This is a genomic window from Serratia oryzae (assembly GCF_001976145.1).
GTDB classification, from domain to species: domain Bacteria; phylum Pseudomonadota; class Gammaproteobacteria; order Enterobacterales; family Enterobacteriaceae; genus Chania; species Chania oryzae.
Genome location: NZ_MOXD01000001.1, coordinates 564359 through 590747 on the forward strand (window position 1 = coordinate 564359; position 26389 = coordinate 590747).

The window sequence follows — 26389 nt, forward strand, 5'->3', positions numbered from 1 at the left end:
AAGCCCGCTTAGGCAGCATCAGCCGCATTGGGCTTTTTTTGCTCGTCACGCAGTTCCCGGCGCAAAATCTTGCCAACGTTCGACTTCGGCAATTCGTCACGGAACTCAACAATTTTTGGCACTTTGTACCCGGTCAGGAATCGGCGACAATGGGTCAGTAACTCTTCCTGAGTCAGTGAGGCGTCTTTCTTCACCACGCAGATCTTCACCGTTTCACCGGAAGCCCCGCTCGGCACACCGATCGCAGCACACTCCAAGACTTTCGCATGCTGGCTGACCACATCTTCGATCTCGTTCGGATAGACGTTAAATCCAGAAACCAGGATCATATCTTTTTTACGATCGACAATGCGAATAAAACCTTCATCGTCCACGGTAACCACATCGCCAGTGGCAAGCCAACCGTCTTTTAACACTTCATCCGTGGCATCCGGCCGCTGCCAATAGCCTAACATAACTTGCGGCCCTTTGACCCACAGTTCTCCAGGTTCACCCACGGGAACATCTTTGCCATCGTCATCCAGCAAACGAATGTCAGTAGAGGGCACCGGCAGGCCAATACTGCCGCTGTAATGCTTCAGATCGTGCGGGTTACCTGATACCAATGGAGAGCATTCCGTCAGGCCGTAACCCTCCAACAAATGCTTGCCGGTCAGTTTCTCCCACCGTTCCGCGACGGCTTTCTGCACCGACATGCCACCGCCCACCGACAGCCGTAATGTGGAGAAATCGAGTTTCTGGAAGTCGGCATCGTTCAGCAACGCATTAAACAAAGTATTTACGCCGGTCATGGCGGTGAACGGATATTTCGCCAGTTCCTTCACCATTCCTGGGATATCACGCGGATTAGTGATCAGCAGGCTACGCCCGCCTAACTCGATAAACAGCAGGCAGTTCACCGTCAAAGCAAAGATGTGATACAGCGGCAATGCCGTCACCACCAGTTCCTGCCCCTCACGCAGCAGAGGAACATAAGCGGCTTTAGCCTGCGCCAGGTTGGCCTGCATATTACGGTGGGTCAGCATAGCGCCTTTAGCCACGCCGGTCGTGCCGCCGGTATATTGCAGGAAGGCCAGATCGGTATTCACGACATCCGGCTTAACATATTGCATGCGGCGGCCGCGTTGCAGCGCACTGCGGAAGGAAATCGCGTCCGGCAAATGATATTTGGGTACCAGACGTTTGATGTATTTCACCACAAAGTTCACCAGCGTACCCTTGGCGGCAGAGAGCTGATCGCCCATCCGCGTCAGGATCACGTGCTTCACCTGGGTTTTGAAGACCACTTTTTCCAACGTATGGGCAAAGTTGGAGACGATCACAATGGCGCTGGCACCGCTGTCGTTCAACTGATGCTCCAGCTCGCGCGGCGTATACAGCGGGTTGACGTTCACCACCACCATCCCGGCACGCAGAATGCCGAACAGGGCAATCGGGTACTGCAGCAGGTTTGGCATCATCAGCGCGACACGATCGCCCTTCTTCAACCCCAGCTCATTTTGCAGGTAAGCAGCAAACGCCCGGCTTCGCTCTTCCAGTTTGCGGAAGGTCATTACCTCCCCCATATTGATAAAAGCGGGTTGATCCGCATATCGTATGGCCGCATTTTCAAATACTTCGATCAGAGATGTGTAGTGATCGGCATCAATCTCTGCCGGAACATCTGCCGGGTAACGTTTTAACCAGACCTTATCCAAGCTATTACTCCTGAAATTTTTGCTAATTATCATCGCAGCCCCCCACTTTACCGCCAAGCTTTAACAATATTTTAACTCAGCGTACCAGTTCGGGTTTTAAACAATACTCAGGTTGCGATGCAGGTCACTAATTGCCAGTGCACCCTTGGACAAAAAACATAAGGCGGCTATCAAGCCGCCCTATCAGAATCACCACGTTTAGGGTACAACCAAGGTCTGGATCCTGGCCGGACCAGGATTGTACCAACCCGGTCCACCTCCCCAGCCGGGGCCCCAAGGATCGTGACGTGGCCCCCAAGGGCCCCATGGCCCCATCGGTTGCGGTGGCATGACAACCTGCTGAGCAATACGCCAGCGTTTGAATCCTGTGGCATTCATAGTGACAAACCGATACGGCGTCATACCAATCTTGCCTTCGCGCACACCGGTAATCGGCCCCACCACCGTGACCAACTGCCCATTGAAATCAACCGGGTCAAGGAAGCCGTTAACCGAAGCCAGCAACCGCCCTTGTGATGGTTCCCCCAGAATGGGTCGCGCCCCAGAATCCAGTGGCACCGCGGCAATCTCCAATACCGTACGGCCACGCTCATTGGTCATGGCAACCACCGTACCGCCAAAACGCGCCTCGGCACCGGTAAACAGACTTGGCGCATTCTGCACCGACGACAGTTGATCCACCGGCGTAGCACTGGTTCCCTGAATAGCATCTGGGATAGTGACACAGCCGGAGAGCGCCAGTACGCTACCGGCAATCACCAGAGCCAGGCATTTTTTACTCAAAGTGCGGGTCAGCATCGTCGCAATCTCCTGAATTAGCTGTAACTTCGACCGCATTCCTTAGCTCAAGTCGCACGGGCATATTTCCGACATCAATGACAACACTTTAATAATAGTGTAATTATTCGCGCCCCGGCAGTTTCTTCCAGGTGACTTCATTGCGCAAATAGGTTGGTTCGGCATTTTCGACGCTCACTGCCAGCCCCTGCTGCCAGGCCTGCAATGCCAATGGCAGCATATCTTCGGCCTGTGGCAACAGCATCTGCCCATCCGTCAGGCTCAGCGAAGCCCCTGCAACCAGATCTGGGTAGGTTTGCCAACCGGTGCCAACATGGGCCCAGTTGCCCTGCAAACGCAGGGCACGCTCCAGCGCCTGCGGCGGCGACAGCACGGCTTCCCCTTCGCTCTCCAGCCAACCGCCATCTGGCTGCCGCTCAAACTGGCCCCAGTAGACTTCGCCCATACGCGCATCGATCGCCGCCAGCACGCGCTGCGCACCGGTCATGCGCCAAGCGCCTTGCGCCATGGTTTGTAACGTGGAGATCCCGAGCATTGGCAGATCGGCCCCCAGCGCCAGCCCCTGGGCAATACCAATGCCAATACGCACGCCGGTAAAGCTACCCGGCCCACGGCCAAAGGCCAGCGCATCGAGTTGGGAAAGGGTTAATCCAGATTCAGCCAGCACCTGTTGCACCAAGGGTAAAATACGCTGGGTGTGTTCGCGTGGGCACAGTTCAAACAGGGCGTGAGTTTCGCCTTGATTCCAGATGGCGACAGAACAGGCTTCCGTCGCCGTATCAATCGCTAAAATTCGCGTGGACATGCCAAACCTCAGGCGGGAAAAATCAATGGTTTCATACAGGGCGCGCATTGTAGCACAGCCCCGAAGTGACGCCTATCCGCTAGCATTTTGCCTTGAGGAAGGCGATCGCCTGTGCCAGATCGCGGGTGCGCGGCGTGGGCGGCAGGCTGTTAAGGAACACTTCACCATAGGGGCGCATCACCAGGCGGTTGTCACAAATCACCAGCACACCGCGATCGTCAGTGTCGCGAATCAGGCGGCCAACGCCCTGTTTCAACGTAATCACCGCATCCGGTAGCTGCACATCGTTGAACGGATCGCCCCCGCGCAGACGGCAATCTTCAATGCGCGCTTTCAGCAGCGGATCGTCTGGCGAGGTAAACGGCAGTTTATCGATGATGACACAGGAGAGCGTATCACCGCGCACATCCACCCCTTCCCAGAAACTGCTGGTGGCCACTAAAAGCGCATTGCCGGCTTCAACAAACTGCGCCAGCAGTTGGCCTTTGCTGGTTTCCCCTTGCAGCAACACCGGCAGCGTCAGAGTGGCACGGAACTCTTCTGCCAGTTCGCGCATCATCTGGTGTGAGGTGCAAAGAAAGAAACAGCGCCCCTGATTAGCTTCGATCAATGGCCGCAGCATCCGCGCCAATTGGCGTGCACCACCGGGCTGATTGGGCGACGGCAGGAAACGCGGTACGCACAGCAACGCCTGATTAGCATAATCAAACGGGCTGGGCAGCAGCAACGTTTTGGCGTTATTCAGCCCCAGACGTTCGGTGAAATGGCCCATCTGCTCATTCACCGACAGCGTGGCCGAGGTAAAGATCCAACTGCCCGGTTTATCGTCGAGCATTTCACGGAAGCGCTCGGCGACCGTCAGCGGCGTCAGCGCCAACACAAAGTGGCGTGAGTTGCATTCATACCAGTAGCTGAAACCCGGTTCATTCACCTCTTTCAGGCGCTTAAGACGGCCACGGTATAGCGTCGCGCGTTCAAACGCCGCGTCCAGCAAGGCGGAACGGCCAAGAGAAAGCTTGACCACGTCATAACACAGCTCCAGCGCGTCATCGAGCAACACCAGTGCGCGCTGCACATTTGGCTGCGCTAATACTTCACGCAGATTGCCGCGAAACCCCGGTTCCCCCAAGGCCAAGCGGAAATCCTGGGTACTTTGGCTGAGGCGATCGGCACTTTTTTGCAGCTGTGCCGTATCTCGTACCTCAGTGCGATAGGCGATAGTGATATCTTTCGCTAAATCCAACAGTTGGCGGCTGGTGAGTTGCTTGCCGAAATACTGGCTGGCGATATCTGGGATCTGGTGCGCTTCGTCGAAAATCATCACGTCCGCTTCCGGAATCAGTTCAGCAAAGCCACCCTCTTTCACTACCATATCCGCCAGGAACAGATGGTGGTTCACCACGACCACATCAGCATCCATGGCACGGCGGCGGGCCTTGACCACAAAGCACTCTTTATACAGCGGGCAATCACTGCCTAAGCAGTTGTCGTTGGTGCTGGTCACCAGCGGCCAGACAAAGCTGTCTTCCGCTACATCGCTACAGGAACTGACGTCCCCTTCTTCCGTCTGTGACGACCAACTGCGCAGGCGCACCAGATCGATCAGCGTCTGCCCGGCCAGTTCGCCACCGGCCATCGACTGCTGTTCGAGGCGCTCCAGGCACAGGTAGTTGGAACGCCCTTTCAGCAACGCCAATTTACCGTTATATTTTAATGCCTTGGCAACGGTAGGCAGATCGCGTGCATAGAGCTGATCCTGCAATGCTTTAGAACCGGTGGAAATAATCACCTTGCGTTTGGAACGCAGCGCCGGGGCCAGATAAGCGTAGGTTTTGCCAGTACCGGTGCCCGCCTCAACCACCAGTTCCTGTTTGAAATTGATCGCTTCCGTCACCGCCTCGGCCATCAGGCGCTGCGGCTCACGGGGTTTGAAACCTTTAATTGCCTGCGCTAATGCGCCTTCTGGTGCGAAATCGTCTGCCACGCTATCTCTCTGTCGGTATTATTCAGCGGTGATTATGCCAAGCCTGCCACGCTGCTACCATCGACTTTATCAGCGCACACATTTTACGGTGGCTGTGTTACCCTTATGCCGTTGATGATAGGGAGATAATTGAATGAATATCGAACGTATTGATCCGGCACAGCGCTGGTCCGAAGCCGTGATCCACAATGACACCATTTATTACACCAGCGTGCCGGAAAACCTTGATGACGACGCCATGGCGCAGACCGCCAACGCGCTGGCGGCTATTGATATTTTGCTGACGCGCGTAGGTTCGGACAAAAGCCGGGTATTAGATGCGACTATCTTCCTGGCTGATGCCGGCGATTTTGCCGCCATGAATGCCGCCTGGGATGCCTGGGTGGTGGCTGGCAGCGCACCGGTGCGCTGCACCGTGCAGGCCAAGCTGATGAATCCGAAATTCAAAGTTGAAATCAAGATTATTGCGGCCCTGTAAAAAAGACGCCGCAGGCGATAAACCTGCGGCTTTTGGTTTTTAACTTCAGGCCAGTTTGATAATCACCATTCCCGCCAGCAGCAACGCCAGGCCAACCCAGCCTTTGGCATTTAAACGCTGCCCGAACAGGATCCAACCTGCCGCGATCGTCGCAGCAATGCCGAAACCGCCCCACAGCGCGTAGGCCACCGACAGCTCGATCCCTTTAACCGCCTGTGCCAGCGCACTGAATGCCCCCAAGACCGACAACAGTGACAACAACCCCAACCAGACTTTACTGAAGCCGTCCGACATTTTCAGAAAGATATTAGCGACAATCTCCAGCACGATGGCTAACGCCAGAAACCCAATGTGGTACAACTCAAGCTGTTGCATGGTTGTCACCTCGCGGGCTGACCTGTTTTCGTACTTTGCGGGTACCGGACTTCACCAGCAGGATACCGGCAATCAGGGTCACTAGCCCCAACACTTTCAGCGCAGAAATCGGCTCATCAAACAGCATTACGCTGAACAGGGTAATAAACAGAATACCGATCCCTTCCCACAACGCATAAGCTACACCCAGCGCCACGCGTTTTACCGCTAACGACAGCATCACATAGGAACCGGTAATCATCACGTACATCACAATATGCCCGGTCATGCCCCCGCTGACGCTCGCGTATTTCATGGACAGGGTACCGATAATTTCAGCAACGATGGCAAAGCCTAAAAATATCCAATAAATCATCTTTTTTCTCCCAAACGGCGAATAGCGCACGCTAAGGCGTATTTATCCCGATTAATCTCGTCAAACAGGCGCACAGCGGCGCAGGAGACGCAGAGATCCCTGGGGATAAACCTACCCGAATGCTGTAAAAACAGTTGCCCGGTTACGCCAAGTGAACAGGGATAAAACCTGTCATCAGCACCGGTTAAGGGGAAAAGACGCTATAGCTCGCTGCACCAGTGATGCTCACTGGCAAGGATGGCAGAAAGGAAAAGCTGGCAAGTAGAAGTTCTGAGGGTAATTCCATTAAGTTTCATCATAATTATTCTCTATCTTCAGCCGCACACCGTGCGATTTGCCCAATATCCTCATATATGTAATATTTTTAACTAACTTAGTTTTACCACAGCAAAAATGATAAAGCAAACTGCCGTTTTCACAAAATAGCGGAGAAAATGGGTTAAAAATAAGAATGTTAATGGTTTTAAAAATTAAAAAAGCCCGGTATTACACCGAGCTTCAGAGAAGTCAGTTGCCTGGAAAAGGTGCTTAGAGGCTGGCACCCTTGACGGCTTCACGCGCCAATTCAGTGATGCGCGCGTAGTCGCCTTTTTCCAGGGCATCGGCCGGTACCAACCAGGAACCACCAATGCACAGCACGCTTTTCAGTGCCAGGTAATCACGGTAGTTATTTGGCGTGATCCCGCCGGTTGGGCAGAAACGGATCTGCGGGAATGGGCCGCCGATCGCCTGCAGCGCTTTGACACCGCCGTTGGCTTCTGCCGGGAAGAACTTGAACTCGCGCAGGCCGTGATCCATACCTAACATCAGCTCAGACACCGTACTGATTCCTGGGATCAACGGAATACTGCCGGCGGTCGCGGCCTTCAGCAGGCTATCGGTCAGACCCGGGCTGATGGCAAATTGCGCACCGGCTTCGGTTACTTCATGCAACTGCTGCGTGTTAATCACCGTTCCCGCACCGATGATGGCGTCAGGAACTTCTTTGGCGATCGCACGGATTGCCTCCATCGCGCAGGGCGTACGCAGCGTGACTTCTAATACGCGCACACCACCCGCAACCAGCGCTTTAGCCAGCGGCACCGCATGTTCCAGCTTGTTGATCACAATCACCGGAACGACTGGGCCTGCCGTCAGGATCTGTTCTGCGCTGGTTTTCCAGTTTTTCATCGTCGTTATCTCCACTACTTTTTCGCATTGTGTATGGCACGCCCCTGCCACAGGGCTCCGCATCACTGCGGATTCCGACCGTACCGCCAACCCGCCTGAAGCGGGTAAAAAAAACCGGCAGACAAGCTGCCGGCAGATGCCTTACTCGAATTCGTTCCAGGAACGGCCATCGCGAGTGATCATCGCTACGGAAGCCACCGGCCCCCAGGTGCCAGACTGGTAAGGTTTTGGTGCTTCGTTGTCCGCTTTCCACGCATCCATGATGGAGTCAACCCATTTCCAGGCTTCTTCCACCTCATCACGACGCACGAACAGCGCCTGGATGCCGCGCATAGTTTCCAGCAGCAGGCGCTCGTAAGCATCCGCCACGTGCTCCTGGTTGAAGGTTTCCGAGAAGCTCAAATCCAGCTTGGTAGTTTGCAGACGGTGTTTGTGATCCAGACCCGGCACCTTATTCAGCACCTGAATCTCAATCCCTTCATCCGGTTGCAAGCGAATGGTCAGTTTGTTCTGCGGCAACTGCTGATAGGAGTCACTGAACAGGTTCAGCGGCGGGTTCTTGAAGTACACCACCACTTCCGAACATTTGGTCGGCAAGCGCTTACCGGTACGCAGATAGAACGGCACACCAGCCCATTGCCAGTTGTCGATATCCACACGGATGGAAACGAAGGTTTCGGTATTGCTGCTCTTGTTAGCCCCTTCCTCTTCCAGATAGCCCGGCACTTTTTTGCCTTGCACAAAGCCTGCGGTGTATTGCCCACGCACGGTGGTTTCACGGACATTGCTCTGATTGATACGGCGCAGCGAGCGCAACACTTTCACTTTCTCATCACGAATGCGGTCCGTGGTCAGATCCGCCGGCGGTGACATGGCGATCATAGTCAGGATCTGCAACAGGTGGTTCTGGATCATGTCGCGCATCTGGCCAGCCTGGTCGAAATACCCCCAGCGCCCTTCAATCCCCACCTCTTCCGCCACCGTAATCTGCACGTGATCGATGGTGCGGTTATCCCAGTTCGACGCAAACAGCGAGTTGGCAAAACGCAGTGCCAACAGGTTGAGTACCGTTTCTTTACCCAGATAATGGTCGATACGGTAAACCTGGCATTCGTTAAAATATTCCGCCACCTGATCGTTGATTACGCGGGAAGACGCCAGATCGGTGCCAAGCGGTTTTTCCATCACCACACGCGCAGGCTCTTTGTTCAGCTTGGCTTCGCCCAACCCTTTGCAGATCGCACCAAAAGTGCTGGGCGGCATGGCAAAATAGTTAATGGTGGTACGGTGCTTTTGGTCCAGCATTTTGCCCAGATTGACGAAGTGCTTGCTGTCATTCACATCCAGATTGCAGAAATCCAGACGGGCGCTCAGCGTGGCCCACAGTTCTTCATTCAGCTCTTCTTTCATAAAGGTGCCAAGCGCTTCCTTGACCACCTTGGTATAGGCTTCTTTATCCCACTCGGCACGACCGACACCGATAATACGGGTATCCGGATGGATGTGACCGGCTTTCTCTAATTGGTACAGGGAAGGCAGCAGCTTACGACGCGCCAAATCGCCTTTCGCGCCGAAAATAACCAGGTCGCATGCCTGGGCTGTAGAGGTTACCGCCATGTTCATCTCCTCGTTGCAGGATATTTGTAATTTTCTTACATTACTAATGTACTCTCTTTGACTACGGCCAGTAAACCCAGATCAAAAACAGAAAAAAACCCTAGGAACTGTGGTATTAACCTCGGCACAACGCGAAGGCCGCTGGCATCAGGCCAAACTGTAATTTTCTGTCTTTTTTGATGCTCTCTTACCATTATGAAAGTTAGACACAGGTCATGTTCTGATGAAAAAAACTCGCTTATCCCTGGTCTATACTGCCAACGCTTACCGGCACGTAGTATATTTTCACGAAATTGGCATTGATTTCTCCTTTGATTGAAATCGACCTACCCTATGAGTTTCAAGCTGCGGCTTGAAAGGCGGCGGGTACAACACTAAGAGTGACTCTCGTTATATGAATACGCTGGAAAAAATCCAGAGCCATCTGGAACTCCTGAGCAAATCTGAAAGGAAAGTCGCCGAGGTGATCCTCGCCTCCCCGCAAACCGCCATTCATTCAAGCATCGCCACCTTGGCCAAAATGGCCGATGTCAGCGAACCCACCGTCAACCGGTTTTGCCGCCGTCTTGATACCAAAGGGTTCCCGGATTTTAAACTGCATCTGGCCCAAAGCCTGGCCAACGGCACGCCTTACGTAAACCGTAACGTGGAAGAAGATGACAGCGTCGATGCTTACACCAGTAAAATCTTTGAATCCGTGATGGCCAGCCTGGATACAGTAAAGGCAAATCTCGACATTGCCGCCATTAATCGTGCTGTTGATCTGCTTACCCAGGCAAAAAAAATCTCGTTCTTCGGGTTGGGCGCTTCGGCAGCTGTGGCGCACGACGCCATGAACAAATTTTTCCGCTTCAATATTCCGGTGGTGTACTTCGACGATATCGTGATGCAGCGCATGAGTTGTATGAACTCGACAGAAGGTGACGTTGTGGTATTGATCTCACATACCGGGCGCACCAAGAATCTGGTGGAAATGGCGCACCTGGCGCGTGAAAACGATGCTACGGTCATTGCCATCACTTCGCGCGATACCCCGTTAGCCAAAGAAGCCACCCTCGCCCTGCTGCTTGACGTACCGGAAGATACTGATGTTTATATGCCAATGGTGTCACGGATCGCTCAGTTAACGCTCATCGACGTGCTGGCAACCGGATTTACCTTGCGCCGAGGGGCTAAATTCAGAGATAACTTGAAGCGGGTCAAGGAAGCCTTGAAGGAATCGCGCTTTGATAAGGGAGTCGTCATTCCCAGCAGTTTTGACTCATAACGGATTTGAAAATCGCTGTTCAGGGCAATGATTTGATCGGCGGGATTATAGGTTGTACTTTGTCAGCACGCTCATAGGGATAACCTGGGTGAAATATCAGCGGGTTAAGGTGGTTGTTATTATCCCGGTTTCGTTATCCTAACGTTCAGCAACACCAATACTTGCTTTACCAGTCAACGGAGTAATACATGTCCAGACGGCTCAGAAGAACCAAAATTGTTACCACACTGGGTCCGGCTACCGACCGCGACAATAATCTGGAGAAGATCATTGCCGCCGGTGCGAACGTAGTTCGGCTTAACTTTTCCCATGGCAGCGCAGAAGACCACCAGATTCGTGCAGACAAAGTGCGCGAGATTGCTGCCAAATTGGGGCGTCACGTCGCTATCTTAGGCGATCTTCAAGGGCCAAAAATTCGGGTCTCCACCTTTAAGGAAGGCAAAATCTTCCTGAACGTCGGCGATAAATTCCTGCTGGATGCCAACTTGTCAAAAGGCGAAGGCGATAAAGAAAAAGTCGGTATCGACTATAAAGGCCTGCCTGCCGACGTGGTACCGGGTGATGTGTTGCTGCTGGACGATGGCCGCGTACAGTTAAAAGTGCTCGAAGTTCAGGGCATGAAAGTGTTCACCGAAGTCACCGTAGGTGGCCCGCTGTCGAACAATAAAGGGATCAACAAACTGGGCGGTGGCCTGTCGGCTGAAGCCCTGACCGAGAAAGACAAAGCTGATATCATCACTGCTGCCAAAATCGGCGTGGACTATCTGGCCGTCTCCTTCCCGCGTACCGGCGAAGACCTGAACTATGCTCGCCGCCTGGCGCGTGATGCGGGCTGTAACGCCAAAATCGTTTCGAAAGTCGAACGTGCCGAAGCCGTGGCCAGTGATGAGGCCATGGACGATATCATTCTGGCTTCCGACGTGGTGATGGTTGCCCGTGGTGATTTGGGGGTAGAAATTGGCGATCCGGAACTGGTCGGCATCCAGAAGAAACTGATCCGCCGTGCCCGTACGCTGAACCGTGCCGTGATCACCGCGACCCAGATGATGGAGTCGATGATCACCAACCCGATGCCAACCCGTGCCGAAGTCATGGACGTGGCAAACGCCGTGCTGGATGGTACCGATGCGGTAATGCTGTCGGCCGAAACCGCCGCCGGGCAGTACCCTGCCGAAACCGTTGCCGCGATGGCGCGTGTCTGTCTGGGTGCAGAAAAAATCCCTAGCATCAATGTATCCAAGCATCGCCTTGATGTGCAGTTCGACAACATCGAAGAAGCGATTGCCATGTCCACTATGTATGCGGCTAACCACCTGAAAGGGGTTACCGCCATCATTGCCATGACCGAATCAGGCCGCACCGCGCTGATGATGTCTCGCATCAGCTCCGGTTTGCCAATCTTCGCCATGTCACGCCATGAGCATACGCTGAACCTGACCGCCCTGTACCGTGGCGTTACGCCGGTGTACTTCGGCAGCCACAGTGATGGCGTTCTCGCCGCCAATGACGCGATTACCCGCTTACGCGATAAAGGTTTCCTGGTGTCCGGCGATCTGGTGCTCGTCACCCAGGGTGACGTTATGGGCACCGTAGGTACCACCAATACCACCCGTATTCTGCGCGTAGAATAATTACGCCAGCAGTTCCAAGGCCAGCCGGTTACCCCTGCTGTAATGCTGATCAGTTAAGCGCAAAGCTGCATAATTATGCAGCAGGTGCTAAAGGTGTGGCCTCCCTCTCCCTGTGGGAGAGGGCCGGGGTGAGGGGCTTTAGTTCAGTGATCTTCCCCTCACCCTAACCCTCTCCCCGAGGGAGAGTGAACTGGTTAGCCTTAACTGACAAGCATTATAACCCCCTGCTGGCCTTTTATTTTTCTATAGTTACCTCCCCTACCAACCTCTGGAGCACGCTTCATGCTGCATCAACATCCTTCTCAACTCTCGTCGGCCCCCCCTGAAGTGCTGGACCTGGATGGACAGGGGTTGGAAAGCCTCGACGATCAAAGCCTCTCAGGAAGCGCTCTGCAGAAAATCAGCCTGTACAATAATCACCTGACAAGCTTTCCGCTGCCGATCTTGCGCCATCGGCATCTGCAGGTACTGAATATTTCCTGCAATAAAATCACCCAACTGCCCGCAGAGATCGGGCAGTTAACGCAATTGGAGATGCTTGATTTCGGCCATAACCAGGCGAACACCGTCCCTACGGAAATAGGTGCCCTGCGCGCGTTGAAATATCTGTATCTGAGCGACAACCTGTTCGGCGATCTACCCGATTCCGTGCGGCAACTGCAAGCACTGCGCTATCTGAATCTGACCGATAATCAACTGACGATGATCCCCGCAGCCGTATGCGCGCTGAGCGCATTGCAGGAGCTGCGTCTTTACAACAATCAGATTGCTGCGCTTCCGGCTGAGCTTGGCCTGTTGCACCCATTGCGTGAATTACATCTGATGAATAACCGCATCGAAACGCTGCCTGCCGAACTGATGCAACTCGGCAAACTAATGGTGCTCGATCTGGAAAACAATGCCGTTGCACATTTGCCGGATGAGTTTTGCCAATTGCCCAGCCTGACCACATTGAACCTGCGCTTCAACCAATTGACACAGTTGCCTGATGATTTTGGCGCGCTACGCTCGCTGGTGTCATTGGATCTGCGCGCTAATCGCTTGAGCGAGTTGCCTGAAAGTATGGCGCAAATGCACAACCTGCGGCGGCTGGACTTACGTTGGAATAACTTCAGCCACTACCCTCAGGTGCTTGATAGCCTGATCCAACAAGGCTGCATGGTTCATGTGTAATTGCGGTAACAAAAAAAGCCGAACAGCAGTCACCGTTCGGCTTTCAGTCAATATAACCAGCGGCTGTTTAGCGGTATAAATCGTCGCGTGAATAAGGTTCGATCTCCCCTTCTTTACGCGTTTTCAGCAGCTTCAGGATCCAGGTGTATTGTTCTGGATTCGGGCCAACCAGGTTCTCAACCTCTTCGTTCATCCGGCGAGCAATGCGGTGATCGTCCGCTTCAGCCAAATCATCCATCGGTTCCCGAATATAGATATCCAGCATGCTGGTTTTGCCGTTATACACCGGGAACAGCGGCACAATCGCCGCACGGCACACCTTCATCAAACGCCCCACCGCAGGCAGCGTCGCTTTGTAGGTGGCAAAAAAATCAACGAACTCGCTGTGTTCAGCACCGTGGTCCTGATCCGGCAGATAGTAACCCCAATAGCCTTGGCGCACGGAACTGATAAAGGGTTTGATACCGTCATTACGCGCATGCATGCGGCCGCCAAATTTGCGGCGCACGGCATTCCACAGGTAATCCACCAGCGGATTGCTCTGGTTATGGAACATGGCGGCCATCGGCTGGCCGCGTGCCGCCATCAGCATCGCCGGCACATCCACCGCCCAGCCGTGCGGCACCAGGAAGATCACATTACGGCCTTCCTGACGAATTTTATCCAGCACCTCTTCGCCGTGCCAACGCACACGCTTAAGCACTTTTTCCGGTTTGGTACAGGCGAGTTCCGCCATCAGGATCATCGACTGCGGGGCGGTGGCGAACATCTCATCAATGATGTGTTCGCGCTGGCTCTCCGGCACTTCCGGCAGGCAATAAAGCAGGTTGATGCGTGCACGGCGGCGGGCACTTTTTGCCACCTTCCCCACCAACTTGCCAATAGCCCCCAACACCGGATCGCGCATGCGCGCCGGGATCAGAGAAACACCGGCCATCAGCCCGGTTCCCAACCACACTCCCCAGTAACGCGGGTGGAAGAAGGCTTTCTGGAATTGGGGTATGAACTCTACGTTCGATTTTTTTTCGTTTTGCATGTAACAACTCTTCGCTCAACGCGCCAGCATTAACCCTCACTACAGAAGGCAATTTACACCGAACAGGCGCCAATATAAAAAACATCGGCCCGAAATCAGGCCGATGTAGGATCAAACGTGGCTGAAAGGGTTAATCCAGTTGCAGCTGTGGAACCACTTCTTTCACCTGCGCCAGATAATCGCTGCGTTCTTTACCACTCAGCCCTTCAGAACGCGGCAGCTTAGCCGTTACCGGATTCACCGCCTGCTGGTTAGTCCACAGTTCGTAATGCAAGTGTGGGCCGGTGGAACGCCCGGTGTTACCAGAAAGCCCAATGCGATCGCCGCGTTTAACCTTTTGCCCAGGCTTAACCAGCGCTTTCTTGAGGTGCATATAGCGAGTGGTATATTGGCGACCATGGCGGATCGCCACATAATTACCGGTATCGCTCCCGTACTTGGCAGCCACCACTTCACCGTCACCCACGGCCAGCACCGGCGTGCCGACCGGCATTGAGAAATCGACACCTCGATGCGGTGCCACGCGCCCGGTTACCGGGTTCAAGCGGCGCGGGTTGAAGTTGGAGGAAATGCGGAACTGTTTCATGGTTGGGAAACGCATAAAACCGCGCGCCAGGCCCGAGCCCTGGCGGTCGTAGAATTTGCCGTCGTCAGCGCGGATCGCATAGTAGTCTTTACCCCCGCTACGCATACGCACGCCCAGCAACTGGCTTTGCTCGCTCTTGCCGTCAAACTCTTCACGCGACATCAAGACGGCGAATTGATCGCCCTTGCGCAGCTTGCGGAAATCGAGCTGCCATTGCAGCGCTTTGGTCACCGCGTTGATTTCTGCACGGTTGAGGCCCGCCGCCGCCGCGCTGCTGACAAAGCTGCCGTTCAACTGGCCGCTCAGCACGCTATTGCGCCATTCCCCTTTTTGGGTTTCCTGGGATTCTTTGAAGCTGTTGCCTACGCGCTCGTAGGTACGCGTTTCACGGCGGGAAACCTCCCAGGTCAAACGCTGCAGATCGCCAGCATCATTCAATGTCCATGACAGCTGCTGACCAATCTTCAAGTTACGCAGATCGCGGTTTTGCGCGGAGAGCAAAGAGACGTCCGACATTTCGACGCCATACTGGGTCAGAATGCTGCTCAGCGTATCCCCGGTAGACACCACATACTCGTGCACGCCTTCCTCACCGGCGACCTTCTGGTCCAGTTCATCCTGCGGGATGTCATCATCGGGAGTAGGCTGTTCAACATCGATCGGTTCGCTGGCCTCTGGCGCCAGAGAGCGAACCTGATTGGATTCTAATTCAACATTTCTAACGATGGGGGTATGTTCTGGGTGATAAACCGAAGGCCGCCAAACGGCGACGGCCAAGGTAACAACTGTCAACGACCCCAGCATAACGCGGTGGGGCCGAGGCAGGTTGTTATACGCCAGAGCGATAGTTCGGACTATCTTCTGCACTCAATAATATCCTCATGATCTTTACTTCAGGCAGCTCACGTACTGGTTGGACAGCGCTGTCAGGAAGTTCCCGTAGCTGTCTTTCCCCAGTGCGATGCCTGTGCCCAGCGGATCCAGCGTTCCAGAACGCACCTTGGTCCCCGCGGCAACGGCATTGATTACGGCCGGCCTGAATTGTGGCTCAGCAAAAACACATACTGCTTTCTGCTCAACCAACTGTGTTCGAATTTGGTGTAAGCGCTGTGCTCCAGGCTGAATTTCGGGGTTGACGGTAAAATGGCCCAATGGGCTCAAGCCAAAGTGTTTTTCAAAGTAGCCGTAAGCATCATGAAAAACAAAATATCCCCTATCACGCACAGGCGTAAGCATCTTAGCAAGATTTTTGTCGGTTTGCGCTAGCTGATCCTCGAACTGGCGCAGGTTTGCGTCTAATTTGTCCTTCTTTTGCGGCATAAGTTCCAATAATCTGTCATGAATCGCGATCGCCGTCACTTTCGCCACCGCCGGCGACAGCCAGAGGTGCATGTTATATTCACCATGATGATGCCCATGCTCGCTTTCATGCGCATCATGCCCGTGATCATGATCGTCGTCGTCATCCCCTTTCATCAGCAACGGTTGTACGCTAGCCAGCTCAGCAACCGACAATTGCTTATTGGCAGCCACCGGCGTCAGCGATTTAGTCAGAAACGCCTCCAGATCCGGGCCGACCCACACGACTAGCTCCGCATCGCGCAGACGTTGAATATCCGATGGGCGCAGCGCGAAATCATGTGGCGATGCGCCATCCGGTAACAGCACCTCCGTTGGCGTTACCCCATCAGCGATCGCCGAGGCGATAAACCCCAATGGACGAATCGAAGTGACAACCGCCGCCGTAGCCTGACCAGCCACCATCAGCGCGCTGGCAAACAGTGCACGCTGTAACCATTTATTTTTCTGCATCATCATCAGTAATCCCATCGTTTTCAACCAAGAAACGTGATATTATAACATTCGGTTGGTTCTGCAAAATGTAATCACACTATGTCTACACTGACGACGCTAAAAAACATTTCAGTCACTTTTGACACCCGACGGGTTCTGACGAATATCTCGCTCAAGCTGCAGCCGGGCCGTATCCTGACGCTGCTTGGCCCCAATGGAGCGGGTAAATCTACCCTGGTGCGCGTGGTACTCGGCCTGATCGCCCCCACGGAAGGGGCAATTGAGCGTCAGCCTAATCTGCGCATCGGCTATGTGCCACAAAAGCTGCACCTGGATGCCACGTTGCCGCTCACCGTCAGCCGCTTTATGCGCCTCAAGCCTGGCGTAAAAAATGCCGATATTCTGCCCGCGTTGAAACGCGTCCATGCAGCTCACTTACTGGAGCAGCCGATGCAAAAGCTTTCCGGTGGCGAGAACCAGCGCGTCTTGCTGGCGCGTGCGTTATTAAACAGGCCGCAGCTTCTGGTGCTCGATGAACCCACTCAAGGGGTTGACGTCAACGGTCAACTGGCGCTGTACGATCTGATTGACCAACTGCGTAAAGAATTGGGCTGCGCCGTGCTGATGGTATCCCACGACCTGCACTTGGTGATGGCAAAAACCGACGACGTACTTTGCCTGAACCAGCACATCTGCTGTTCCGGCACGCCAGAAGTGGTGTCCATGCATCCGGAATTCATTGCCATGTTTGGCAATCGCGGAGCCGAACAATTGGCGATCTACCGCCATCACCATAATCACCGTCACGACCTGCAAGGCAGAATTGTGCTGAAAAAATCCGGGAGCCGTGAGGCATGATTGAACTGTTATTGCCCGGCTGGCTGGCCGGGGTGCTGTTGGCTGCCGCCGCGGGCCCGTTAGGATCTTTTGTGGTCTGGCGCAGAATGTCTTACTTCGGCGATACCTTGGCGCACGCTTCACTGCTTGGGGTAGCCTTCGGTCTGTTGCTGGACATCAACCCGTTTTATGCCGTGATCGCCGTCACGCTGCTGCTGGCACTGGTGTTGGTATGGCTGGAGCGCCGCCCTCAGCTTGCGGTCGATACGCTGCTCGGGATTATGGCGCACAGCGCGCTGTCGCTCGGCCTGGTCGTGGTGGCGCTGATGTCAAACGTGCGCGTTGATCTGATGGCTTATCTGTTTGGGGATCTGCTGTCGGTAACCCTAAGTGATATCTGGCTGATCGGCGCAGGCGTTATGGTGGTGCTGCTGGTGCTGTGGTGGCAATGGCGCGATCTACTGTCGATGACCATCAGCCCAGAAATGGCCCATGTTGACGGCGTCAATCTGGCGCGTGCGCGCACCATTCTGATGCTGGTAACCGCTCTGACCATTGGCTTGGCGATGAAGTTTGTCGGCGCGCTGATTATTACTTCGCTGTTGATCATCCCAGCCGCCACCGCGCGCCGTTTTGCCCGCACCCCAGAGCAGATGGCCGGTTATGCGGTGTTGGTGGGGATGATTGCGGTCACCGGCGGCCTGACCTTCTCGGCATTTTACGATACCCCGGCGGGGCCTTCGGTGGTGCTCTGTGCAGCGGTGCTGTTTGTGATGAGCCTGTCGAAAAAACAGCAGGCATAAGTTTCATCTCTGGGCGCAGGTGATTGCGCCCTTGATGCTTAATTCTCTTCCCGCGCGATGCCAAAATGCTTATAGGCATGGTTGGTCGCCATTCTGCCGCGCGGCGTGCGCTGAATAAAACCCTGCTGGATCAGGAAGGGTTCGATCACATCTTCGATCGTTTCACGCTCTTCACCGATCGCCGCCGCCAGGTTATCCAGCCCCACCGGGCCACCGTTGAACTTGTCGATAATTGCCAGTAGTAGCTTGCGGTCCATATAGTCAAAACCTTCGGCATCGACGTTCAGCATATCCAATGCCTGCATCGCCACGTCGCCGTTAATGATCCCGTTGGCGCGCACCTCGGCGAAGTCACGCACCCGGCGTAACAGACGGTTGGCGATACGCGGTGTCCCGCGGGCGCGGCGTGCAATTTCATGCGAACCATCCGCAGACAGATCCAGCCCAAGGCAGTTGGCACTGCGCGACACGATATGCTCCAGATCGGCCACCTGATAAAACTCCAGGCGCTGCACAATACCGAAACGATCGCGCAGCGGCGACGTCAGCGAGCCCGCACGGGTGGTAGCCCCAACCAAAGTGAACGGTGGCAGATCGAGCTTGATCGAGCGCGCCGCCGGGCCTTCGCCGATCATGATATCCAATTGATAATCTTCCATCGCCGGATACAGCACTTCTTCCACCACCGGTGAAAGGCGGTGGATTTCATCGATAAACAGCACGTCGTGCGGTTCAAGATTCGTCAGCATCGCCGCCAGATCCCCGGCTTTTTCCAACACCGGGCCGGAGGTGGTGCGCAAATTGACGCCCATCTCGTTGGCAACGATATTCGCCAGCGTGGTTTTACCCAGCCCCGGTGGGCCGAAAATCAGCAGATGATCCAAAGCATCACCGCGCTGTTTGGCCGCCTGAATAAAAATCTCCATCTGCTCGCGCACGTGCGGTTGGCCAACGTACTCGGTCAGCAGCTTGGGGCGAATCGCGCGATCCAGAACCTCTTCTTCATTGAACGGCTCGGCAGAAATCAGGCGGTCTGCTTCAATCATTTTCTACCCCTTTGGCCTCAAAGTGCGGCACGCAGCGCGTCGCGGATCAAGGTTTCGCAATCTGCACCCGGCTTGGCGATTTTGCCGATCATACGGCTGGCTTCCTGTGGTTTATAGCCCAGGGCCACCAGTGCCGAAGCCGCTTCGGCTTCAACATCCATTTCAGCCGCTTTGGCTGCGGTGGCTGGCAGGCTGATCTCGCTGCTGTTGTTAAACAGATCGCCATTCAACCCTTTGAAGCGGTCTTTCATTTCGACCACCAGGCGCTCGGCGGTTTTCTTGCCAACGCCCGGCAACTTCACCAGTGCGGTGATCTCTTCACGCTCTACGGCGCTGACAAACTGCTGCGCAGACATACCGGAGAGGATCGCCAACGCCAGTTTCGGCCCTACGCCATTCACTTTGATCAATTCGCGGAACAGCGCTCGCTCTTGTTTATCATTGAACCCATACAGCAATTGCGCATCTTCGCGCACCACAAAGTGGGTAAACACGATCGCCTGTTGCCCCAGCTCCGGCAGTTCATAAAAGCAGGTCATCGGCATATGCACTTCATAGCCGACGCCGTTGGCTTCCAGTAACACCAGCGGTGGCTGTTTTTCCAGAATAATTCCTCTGAGACGACCTATCATTACCCCTCCTGTATGGATCCTTTGGTGGTAGTGTTTGCCACTACACAATGTTGTAAAGCTTATACCATAAAAAAGGCTGGATGAATATCCAGCCCGAGCTTCACATTTAACGCCATTACTTCAACCGACCGCGTGCCAGATCCAACCGCCCTGCGCTCACCCGCAGCACGTTCTGGCTAAGGTGGCAATGGGTAATGGCAATGGCCAGCGCATCGGCGGCATCGGCCTGCGGGTTGGCAGGCAGCTTCAGCAAAGCGCGCACCATATGCTGCACCTGCGCCTTTTCTGCCGCACCGGTACCCACCACCGTCTGCTTCACCTGGCGCGCCGCATACTCAAACACTTCCAGGTTCTGGTTCACGGCGGCAACGATCGCCACGCCGCGCGCCTGCCCCAACTTGAGGGCAGAGTCCGGGTTTTTGGCCATAAACACCTGTTCGATGGCGAAAAAATCCGGCCGGAACTGGGTGATTATTTCGCTGACACCGGCATAAATCAGCTTTAACCGCGTCGGCATATCGTCAACTACGGTACGGATACAGCCACTGGCAACGTAGGTCAGCTGACGGCCTTGCTGGCGGATCAGGCCATAACCGGTAACGCGCGAACCGGGATCGATACCCAGTATGATCGCCATTGCTACCACCACCCTGCGTTTAATCTTGCCTGGCGCTGCCGGCAGGCAACGCCATCAGTCACCTGCATTACAGCGTCGCGGCGATCTCGTCGGAGATCTCACCGTTGTGGTAAACCTCCTGCACATCGTCACAATCTTCCAGCATATCGATCAGGCGCAGCAGTTTAGGCGCAGTTTCTGCGTCCATATCGGCCTTGGTCGATGGGATCATGGAAACTTCCGCGGCTTCCGCAGTAAAACCGGCAGCGGTCAGAGCATCTTTTACCTCTCCCAGGTTTTCCCAGGCGGTATAAACGTCGATAGCGCCGTCATCATAGGTAACGATATCTTCTGCGCCCGCTTCCAGTGCTGCTTCCATCACCGTATCTTCATCCAGACCCGGTGCAAAAGTGATCACGCCTTTTTTGGTGAACAGGTAAGCAACGGAGCCGTCAGTCCCCAGATTACCGCCGCACTTGGTGAAAGCATGACGCACTTCAGCCACGGTACGGTTACGGTTATCACTCAGGCACTCGATCATCACCGCCGTGCCGCCAGGGCCGTAACCTTCGTAAATGATGGTTTCCATATTGCTGTCATCATCACCACCCACGCCACGCGCAATCGCACGGTTCAACGTGTCGCGCGTCATGTTGTTGGACAGCGCCTTATCAATGGCCGCACGCAGACGCGGGTTAGCACCCGGATCGCCGCCGCCCAATTTGGCTGCGGTGACCAGCTCACGAATAATTTTGGTGAAAATCTTACCGCGCTTGGCATCTTGCGCCGCTTTGCGGTGTTTGGTGTTGGCCCATTTACTATGACCTGCCATACAAATATCTCCAAAAAGAACTACTGGATACCCCCGTCATACCTCGAGTTGCCGGCCCACTGGTTTCCTGCAACTCAACGCCTTCAGGGTATAGATTGGGTCACAAACTCTTCAATCGCCTGCTGATTGCTCCACGACTTGGTCAGTTTGACGGCGTCTGCTGCGTCAAGCCATTGGTAGGCGTGATGTTCGCTTAATACCGGATCGCGCTCTTCAGGCAGCGCCAGGCAGAACCAGTGCTCTTTATTGCGCGTAGTTCCTGGCGCATAGCGATGCCGCAGATGGACGAAGAGTTCAAACTCCACACAGCGCTGGCAATCGACCAGCGGCAAATTTTCTGCGCCGATATCGATTCCCGTCTCTTCTTTGACTTCGCGCTGTGCGGCATGCGGCGGTGATTCACCGTTTTCCAGGCTGCCGGTCACCGACTGCCAGAACTCCGTATCATCACGCCGCTGTAACATCAGCACCCGGCCACTGGATTGCGCATAAATCACCACCAGGATCGACTCGGGCCGCTTGTAATTCATCACTCGCTCTCTTGCTCGGCAGAGGCTTTCTTTACCACGTTGATCGCCAGCTCCTGCAAAGATGCCGGGTTGGCGAAGCTTGGCGCATCGGTCATCAGGCAAGCCGCTGCGGTGGTTTTCGGGAAAGCGATGACGTCACGGATGTTTTCCGTACCGGTCAGCAGCATAACCAGACGATCCAGGCCGAAAGCCAGACCGGCGTGCGGTGGCGTACCGTACTTCAGCGCATCCAGCAGGAAGCCGAACTTCTCACGCTGCTCATGCTCGTTGATACCCAGGATGCCAAATACCGTCTGCTGCATTTCACTGCGGTGAATACGCACCGAACCGCCACCCACTTCGTAACCGTTCAACACCATATCGTAGGCGTTGGCGATGGCTGAAACCGGGCTTTTAGCCAACTCTTCCGGGCTCATATCACGGGGTGCGGTGAACGGATGGTGCATCGCCGCCAGGCCACCTTCGCCATCTTCTTCGAACATCGGGAAATCCACCACCCACAGCGGTGCCCAGCTGTCGAGCTTGGTCAGCCCCAGATCGCGGCCCAGCTTCAAGCGCAGTGCGCCCATCGCATCAGTAACAATCTTGATGCTGTCAGCGCCGAAGAACAGGATGTCGCCGGTTTGCGCATTGGCACGTGCCAGAACGGCTTCCAGAACCTCCTCACTGAGGAATTTGGCGATCGGGCTTTGCACACCTTCCATGCCAGCGGCACGGTCGTTAACCTTCAGCCATGCCAGCCCTTTGGCCCCATAAATGTTAACAAAGGCACCGTATTCATCGATCTGCTTGCGGGTCAACTGCGCGCCACCCGGCACACGGATCACCGCAACGCGGCCTTTGGCATCATTTGCCGGGCCAGAGAACACTTTGAATTCAACCTCTTTCACCAGATCGGCCACGTCCACCAGTTCCAGCGGGTTACGCAGATCGGGTTTGTCGGAGCCGTAACGGCGCATCGCTTCGGCGAAGGTCATGATCGGGAATTGCCCCAGATCCACGCCTTTCACGTCCAGCCACAGTTCATGTACCAGTTGTTCCATCACTTCACGCACCTGATCGGCGGTCATGAAGGAGGTTTCCACGTCGATCTGAGTGAATTCAGGCTGACGGTCGGCACGCAGATCTTCGTCGCGGAAGCATTTGACGATCTGATAGTAGCGATCGAAACCGGACATCATCAGCAACTGTTTAAACAGCTGCGGAGACTGCGGCAACGCATAGAATTTGCCTTTATGCACGCGGCTCGGCACCAGGTAATCACGGGCACCTTCTGGCGTGGCTTTGGTCAGCATCGGGGTTTCGATATCGAGGAAACCGTGGCTGTCCATAAAACGGCGCACAAAGCTGGTAATTTTGGCGCGGGTTTTCAGGCGATCGGCCATTTCCGGGCGACGCAGGTCCAAATAGCGGTATTTCAGGCGCGCTTCTTCGGTGTTGGTCTGGTTGGAGTCCAGCGGCAGCGGTTCGGAGCGGTTGATGATCTCCAGACCGTGCGCGAACACTTCCACTTCACCGGTAGCCATATCTTTATTGACCTGATGGTCCGGACGAGCACGGACGGTGCCGACGATCTGAATGCAGAACTCATTACGCAGTTCGAACGCTTTATCGAACGCCGTTTTCTGGTCTGGATCGAAAAACACCTGCACGATACCTTCACGGTCACGCATATCAATGAAGATCAGGCCGCCCAGATCGCGACGACGGTTGACCCAACCACATAAAGTGACTTCCTGGCCGACGTGGGCCAGATTCAACTGCCCGCAATATTCAGTACGCATACGCTATCCTTTTGACTTAAGCCGACTCCGCCGGAGTGTTGCATGATTGCTGTTGTCCGCACGGCTGTTATCTATACCCGCCACAGCGTGATCGCCCGTGCACAACCCGCACTTGCCACCTGGCTGAAACGTGAAATCCCTTGGTATAGGTCGTTGGATTAAAGATCGGTGAAAAAAGGCGGCCATTATAAAGGAAATTCATGCGCCAGATAAGTGCGAACACCGCATTGTTGCAACGCTATCCCCTTCATACGTGAAGTTGCAGGGTTGTTGGCTGCCTTCACTCACCCCAGTCACTTACTTATGTAAGCTCCTGGGGACTCACTCAGTTGCCGCCTACCTGCAACTCCACGTATTTTGGGTAGATATAGGGCATCTTTGCTAGGGGTAACACATTAGTTAACAAATTTTCCATTAACTCAGCGCAGTTTTTTCACGTAGCCTCACGCCACAGCTTGCTGACTGGTCATTGACCATGCGCCTGCCAGCATGAATTTTATCCACATATGAGACGGACCCCAATGTTGAAACTTGATCCCCAATCCACCGCGTTAGTACTTATCGATCTGCAAGATGGCATTCTGCCCTTCGCCGCAGGCCCGCACAGCGCCAACCAGGTGGTCACCCATGCTGCTCATCTGGCAGGCCGCTTCCGTGCCTTGGGCGCGCCGGTGTTCCTGGTGCGCGTCGGTTGGTCAGACTCGTTTGCCGAAGCATTGAAACAGCCAGTGGATAAACCTTCTCCAGCACCGGTCGGCGGCCTGCCGGATTCGTGGTGGCAATTCCCACAGGAATTGGCGGTCAGTGATAGCGATATCCTGATCACCAAGCGCCAATGGGGCGCGTTCTACGGCACCGATCTCGATCTGCAACTGCGCCGCCGTGGTATCAAGTCGATCGTACTGGGTGGCATTGCCACCAACATCGGCGTGGAATCCACCGCCCGCAACGCCTGGGAACATGGCTATGAACTGGTGATCGCCGAAGATATGTGCAGCACCTACAGCGCCGAGATGCATCAGTTTGCCTTCGACCATATCTTCCCGCGTATTGCCCGCGTACGCAGCACCAGCGAGATTCTGGCAGCACTGTAACGCAGTCTGAAAACCTGCTAGGTTGTGGCTTGGAAAACGACAGGTATACCAGGAAGACAACAGATTGATGTATATCGGATTACCACAGTGGCAACACGCAGCCTGGAACCGCATCGGGCTGCGCGATCTGGCAGATTACAGCCGTTATTTTAACTGCGTGGAAGGCAATACCACCTTCTACGCGTTACCGAAGCTGGAAATAGTCCATCGCTGGCGCGATATGACCAGCGATAATTTCCGCTTTTGTTTCAAGTTTCCGTCAGATATCAGCCATAAAGCCGCGCTGCGCCTCTGTTCAAGCGAAATCCAGGCGTTTTATGATTGCCTGAGCCCGATCCATTCACGCATCGGGCAGCTCTGGTTACAGCTGCCCGCCGCTTTCAGCCCGCAACACCTGCCCATCCTGTGGCAGTTTTTCGACGCTCTGCCGCAAGCCTTTACCTACGGCGTAGAAGTGCGCCATCCGGCGTTTTTCGCCAAAGGTGAGGACGAACTCTTGCTCAACCAAGGGTTACATCATCGCGGCATCAATCGGGTGATTCTTGATAGCCGTTCGGTGCATAACGCCAAACCCAACACCGCCGCCGTTCGTGACGCCCAGCAGAAAAAGCCCAAACTGCCGGTTCACGCGATCGTCACTGCCAACAATCCGCTGGTGCGCTTTATCGGCGGGGATGTGCTGGAAGACAACTTGCGCTGGTTTGCCCCTTGGCAGCAGAAACTTCCGATTTGGCAGCAACAGTATCAGCCTTATCTGTTCATTCATACGCCAGATAACGGCGACTCGCCGCAGCAGGCACAAAAAATCTGGCAGCAATTACGCCAGGCTATTCCGAATTTACCCGCACCGCCAGACTGGCCTGAACAGAATGCGCTGTTCTAACCCTTTATATAAGCGGTAAAATTCGAGCAGCAAGCCAACTAATGCGCCTGCCACCCAATGTATGATGAACATATTGGCTTTTTCCTCGCGACAGTGCCGATAATGGCAGTTATCATGCTTATGGCCTGATTTAGTTAGGGAATGGAGTTAAAAATGGTAAGCGCGCTTTATGTGGTGCTCGGCGCATTGTTGTTGATCAAACTCTCTTATGACGTAGTTAGATTGAGGATGCAGTACCGTGTTGCCTACGGCGACGGCGGATTCTACGAGTTGCAAACCGCAATCCGCGTACATGGCAATGCGGTTGAATACATCCCTATTGCCACCGTCCTGCTGGTCATCATGGAGATGAACGGGGCCGAAGTCTGGATGATTCATCTGTGCGGTTTGCTGCTGATGGCAGGCAGGCTGGTTCACTATTATGGCCTGCGCAATCGCGAGGTCAGTTGGCGCCGTTCAGGAATGGCGGCCACCTATATCTCGCTAATCCTGATGGTTATCGCCAATATCTTCTATCTGCCCTGGGATCTGGTTTTCAGCCTGCATTGATTCCCCGTAGCACCGCT

26 protein-coding genes are annotated in these 26389 nt (G+C 54.7%); 9 read left to right on the top strand and 17 right to left on the bottom strand.

The window, feature by feature from the left end; genetic code table 11:
- Positions 1-8: 8 nt before the first annotated feature.
- The 4 genes from fadD to yoaA form a co-directional block, all read right to left on the bottom strand.
- Positions 9-1697, bottom strand: a complete 1689-nt coding sequence (gene fadD / locus BMI79_RS02675) for a long-chain-fatty-acid--CoA ligase FadD (protein ID WP_076940274.1) — start codon at positions 1695-1697, stop codon at positions 9-11.
- 198 nt (positions 1698-1895) lie between these two features.
- Positions 1896-2495, bottom strand: coding sequence for a Slp family lipoprotein (locus tag BMI79_RS02680; protein ID WP_076940275.1), 600 nt, complete (start codon positions 2493-2495; stop codon positions 1896-1898).
- Between the two features lie 103 nt (positions 2496-2598).
- Positions 2599-3300, bottom strand: coding sequence for a tRNA (adenosine(37)-N6)-threonylcarbamoyltransferase complex dimerization subunit type 1 TsaB (tsaB, locus tag BMI79_RS02685; RefSeq protein WP_076940394.1), 702 nt, complete (start codon positions 3298-3300; stop codon positions 2599-2601).
- A gap of 79 nt (positions 3301-3379) precedes the next feature.
- Positions 3380-5284, bottom strand: a complete 1905-nt coding sequence (yoaA, locus tag BMI79_RS02690) for a DNA repair helicase YoaA (protein WP_076940276.1) — start codon at positions 5282-5284, stop codon at positions 3380-3382.
- A gap of 133 nt (positions 5285-5417) precedes the next feature.
- Here yoaA and BMI79_RS02695 point away from each other — a divergent pair, with 133 nt between their 5' ends.
- Positions 5418-5762, top strand: a complete 345-nt coding sequence (locus tag BMI79_RS02695; protein ID WP_076940277.1) for a RidA family protein — start codon at positions 5418-5420, stop codon at positions 5760-5762.
- 45 nt (positions 5763-5807) lie between these two features.
- Here the strand turns inward: BMI79_RS02695 and mdtI are convergent, their stop codons facing one another.
- From mdtI to zwf, 4 genes are all read right to left on the bottom strand, one after another.
- Positions 5808-6137, bottom strand: coding sequence for a multidrug/spermidine efflux SMR transporter subunit MdtI (gene mdtI / locus BMI79_RS02700; RefSeq protein ID WP_076940278.1), 330 nt, complete (start codon positions 6135-6137; stop codon positions 5808-5810).
- Positions 6124-6492, bottom strand: a complete 369-nt coding sequence (gene mdtJ, locus BMI79_RS02705) for a multidrug/spermidine efflux SMR transporter subunit MdtJ (RefSeq protein WP_076940279.1) — start codon at positions 6490-6492, stop codon at positions 6124-6126. Before mdtJ ends, mdtI begins: the two co-directional genes overlap by 14 nt.
- A gap of 528 nt (positions 6493-7020) precedes the next feature.
- Positions 7021-7662, bottom strand: coding sequence for a bifunctional 4-hydroxy-2-oxoglutarate aldolase/2-dehydro-3-deoxy-phosphogluconate aldolase (locus BMI79_RS02710; RefSeq protein ID WP_076940280.1), 642 nt, complete (start codon positions 7660-7662; stop codon positions 7021-7023).
- Positions 7663-7803: 141 nt separating this feature from the next.
- Positions 7804-9279 (bottom strand): glucose-6-phosphate dehydrogenase, encoded by a 1476-nt coding sequence (zwf, locus tag BMI79_RS02715; protein WP_076940281.1) that lies wholly within the window; start codon positions 9277-9279, stop codon positions 7804-7806.
- Between the two features lie 394 nt (positions 9280-9673).
- Here zwf and BMI79_RS02720 point away from each other — a divergent pair, with 394 nt between their 5' ends.
- From BMI79_RS02720 to BMI79_RS02730, 3 genes are all read left to right on the top strand, one after another.
- Positions 9674-10546, top strand: coding sequence for a MurR/RpiR family transcriptional regulator (locus BMI79_RS02720; protein WP_076940282.1), 873 nt, complete (start codon positions 9674-9676; stop codon positions 10544-10546).
- Positions 10547-10734: 188 nt separating this feature from the next.
- A complete protein-coding gene (pyk, locus tag BMI79_RS02725; protein WP_076940283.1) occupies positions 10735-12177 on the top strand; it encodes a pyruvate kinase in 1443 nt (480 codons plus the stop codon).
- A 282-nt stretch (positions 12178-12459) separates the two neighbouring features.
- The gene (locus BMI79_RS02730) at positions 12460-13350 is read left to right on the top strand and encodes a leucine-rich repeat domain-containing protein (protein WP_076940284.1); all 891 of its coding nucleotides are present in this window, start codon (positions 12460-12462) and stop codon (positions 13348-13350) included.
- A 67-nt stretch (positions 13351-13417) separates the two neighbouring features.
- Here BMI79_RS02730 and lpxM read toward each other — a convergent pair whose 3' ends face one another.
- From lpxM to znuA, 3 genes are all read right to left on the bottom strand, one after another.
- Complete coding sequence (gene lpxM / locus BMI79_RS02735) at positions 13418-14386, bottom strand: lauroyl-Kdo(2)-lipid IV(A) myristoyltransferase (RefSeq protein ID WP_076940285.1); 969 nt, start codon at positions 14384-14386, stop codon at positions 13418-13420.
- 130 nt (positions 14387-14516) lie between these two features.
- The gene (gene mepM, locus BMI79_RS02740; protein WP_076940286.1) at positions 14517-15839 is read right to left on the bottom strand and encodes a murein DD-endopeptidase MepM; all 1323 of its coding nucleotides are present in this window, start codon (positions 15837-15839) and stop codon (positions 14517-14519) included.
- 21 nt (positions 15840-15860) lie between these two features.
- Positions 15861-16787, bottom strand: a complete 927-nt coding sequence (znuA, locus tag BMI79_RS02745; protein WP_076940395.1) for a zinc ABC transporter substrate-binding protein ZnuA — start codon at positions 16785-16787, stop codon at positions 15861-15863.
- A gap of 78 nt (positions 16788-16865) precedes the next feature.
- Here znuA and znuC point away from each other — a divergent pair, with 78 nt between their 5' ends.
- Both znuC and znuB read left to right on the top strand, forming a co-directional pair.
- Entirely contained in the window at positions 16866-17624 is a 759-nt protein-coding gene (gene znuC, locus BMI79_RS02750) for a zinc ABC transporter ATP-binding protein ZnuC (protein ID WP_076940287.1), read from the top strand.
- Complete coding sequence (znuB, locus tag BMI79_RS02755; RefSeq protein ID WP_076940288.1) at positions 17621-18406, top strand: zinc ABC transporter permease subunit ZnuB; 786 nt, start codon at positions 17621-17623, stop codon at positions 18404-18406. Before znuC ends, znuB begins: the two co-directional genes overlap by 4 nt.
- A gap of 38 nt (positions 18407-18444) precedes the next feature.
- Here znuB and ruvB read toward each other — a convergent pair whose 3' ends face one another.
- The 6 genes from ruvB to aspS form a co-directional block, all read right to left on the bottom strand.
- A complete protein-coding gene (gene ruvB, locus BMI79_RS02760) occupies positions 18445-19452 on the bottom strand; it encodes a Holliday junction branch migration DNA helicase RuvB (RefSeq protein WP_076940289.1) in 1008 nt (335 codons plus the stop codon).
- 17 nt (positions 19453-19469) lie between these two features.
- A complete protein-coding gene (ruvA, locus tag BMI79_RS02765) occupies positions 19470-20084 on the bottom strand; it encodes a Holliday junction branch migration protein RuvA (protein WP_076940290.1) in 615 nt (204 codons plus the stop codon).
- 115 nt (positions 20085-20199) lie between these two features.
- Entirely contained in the window at positions 20200-20721 is a 522-nt protein-coding gene (gene ruvC, locus BMI79_RS02770; protein WP_037398908.1) for a crossover junction endodeoxyribonuclease RuvC, read from the bottom strand.
- A 67-nt stretch (positions 20722-20788) separates the two neighbouring features.
- The gene (locus tag BMI79_RS02775; RefSeq protein WP_076940291.1) at positions 20789-21532 is read right to left on the bottom strand and encodes a YebC/PmpR family DNA-binding transcriptional regulator; all 744 of its coding nucleotides are present in this window, start codon (positions 21530-21532) and stop codon (positions 20789-20791) included.
- 83 nt (positions 21533-21615) lie between these two features.
- Positions 21616-22062 (bottom strand): dihydroneopterin triphosphate diphosphatase, encoded by a 447-nt coding sequence (gene nudB, locus BMI79_RS02780; RefSeq protein WP_076940292.1) that lies wholly within the window; start codon positions 22060-22062, stop codon positions 21616-21618.
- Positions 22062-23846, bottom strand: a complete 1785-nt coding sequence (gene aspS, locus BMI79_RS02785; RefSeq protein WP_076940293.1) for an aspartate--tRNA ligase — start codon at positions 23844-23846, stop codon at positions 22062-22064. The genes nudB and aspS overlap by 1 nt, the downstream gene beginning before the upstream one ends.
- A gap of 521 nt (positions 23847-24367) precedes the next feature.
- Here aspS and BMI79_RS02790 point away from each other — a divergent pair.
- The 3 genes from BMI79_RS02790 to BMI79_RS02800 all read left to right on the top strand — a co-directional run bounded on the left by BMI79_RS02790 (position 24368) and on the right by BMI79_RS02800 (position 26372).
- Positions 24368-24940 carry a hydrolase gene (locus BMI79_RS02790; RefSeq protein ID WP_076940294.1) on the top strand — a complete coding sequence of 191 codons (573 nt, stop codon included), beginning with the start codon at positions 24368-24370 and terminating at the stop codon, positions 24938-24940.
- 67 nt (positions 24941-25007) lie between these two features.
- Positions 25008-25823: a DUF72 domain-containing protein gene (locus BMI79_RS02795; protein WP_076940295.1), complete on the top strand. Its 816-nt coding sequence runs from the start codon at positions 25008-25010 to the stop codon at positions 25821-25823.
- Positions 25824-25976: 153 nt separating this feature from the next.
- Positions 25977-26372: an MAPEG family protein gene (locus BMI79_RS02800; RefSeq protein WP_076940296.1), complete on the top strand. Its 396-nt coding sequence runs from the start codon at positions 25977-25979 to the stop codon at positions 26370-26372.
- The last annotated feature ends 17 nt before the right edge of the window (positions 26373-26389 follow it).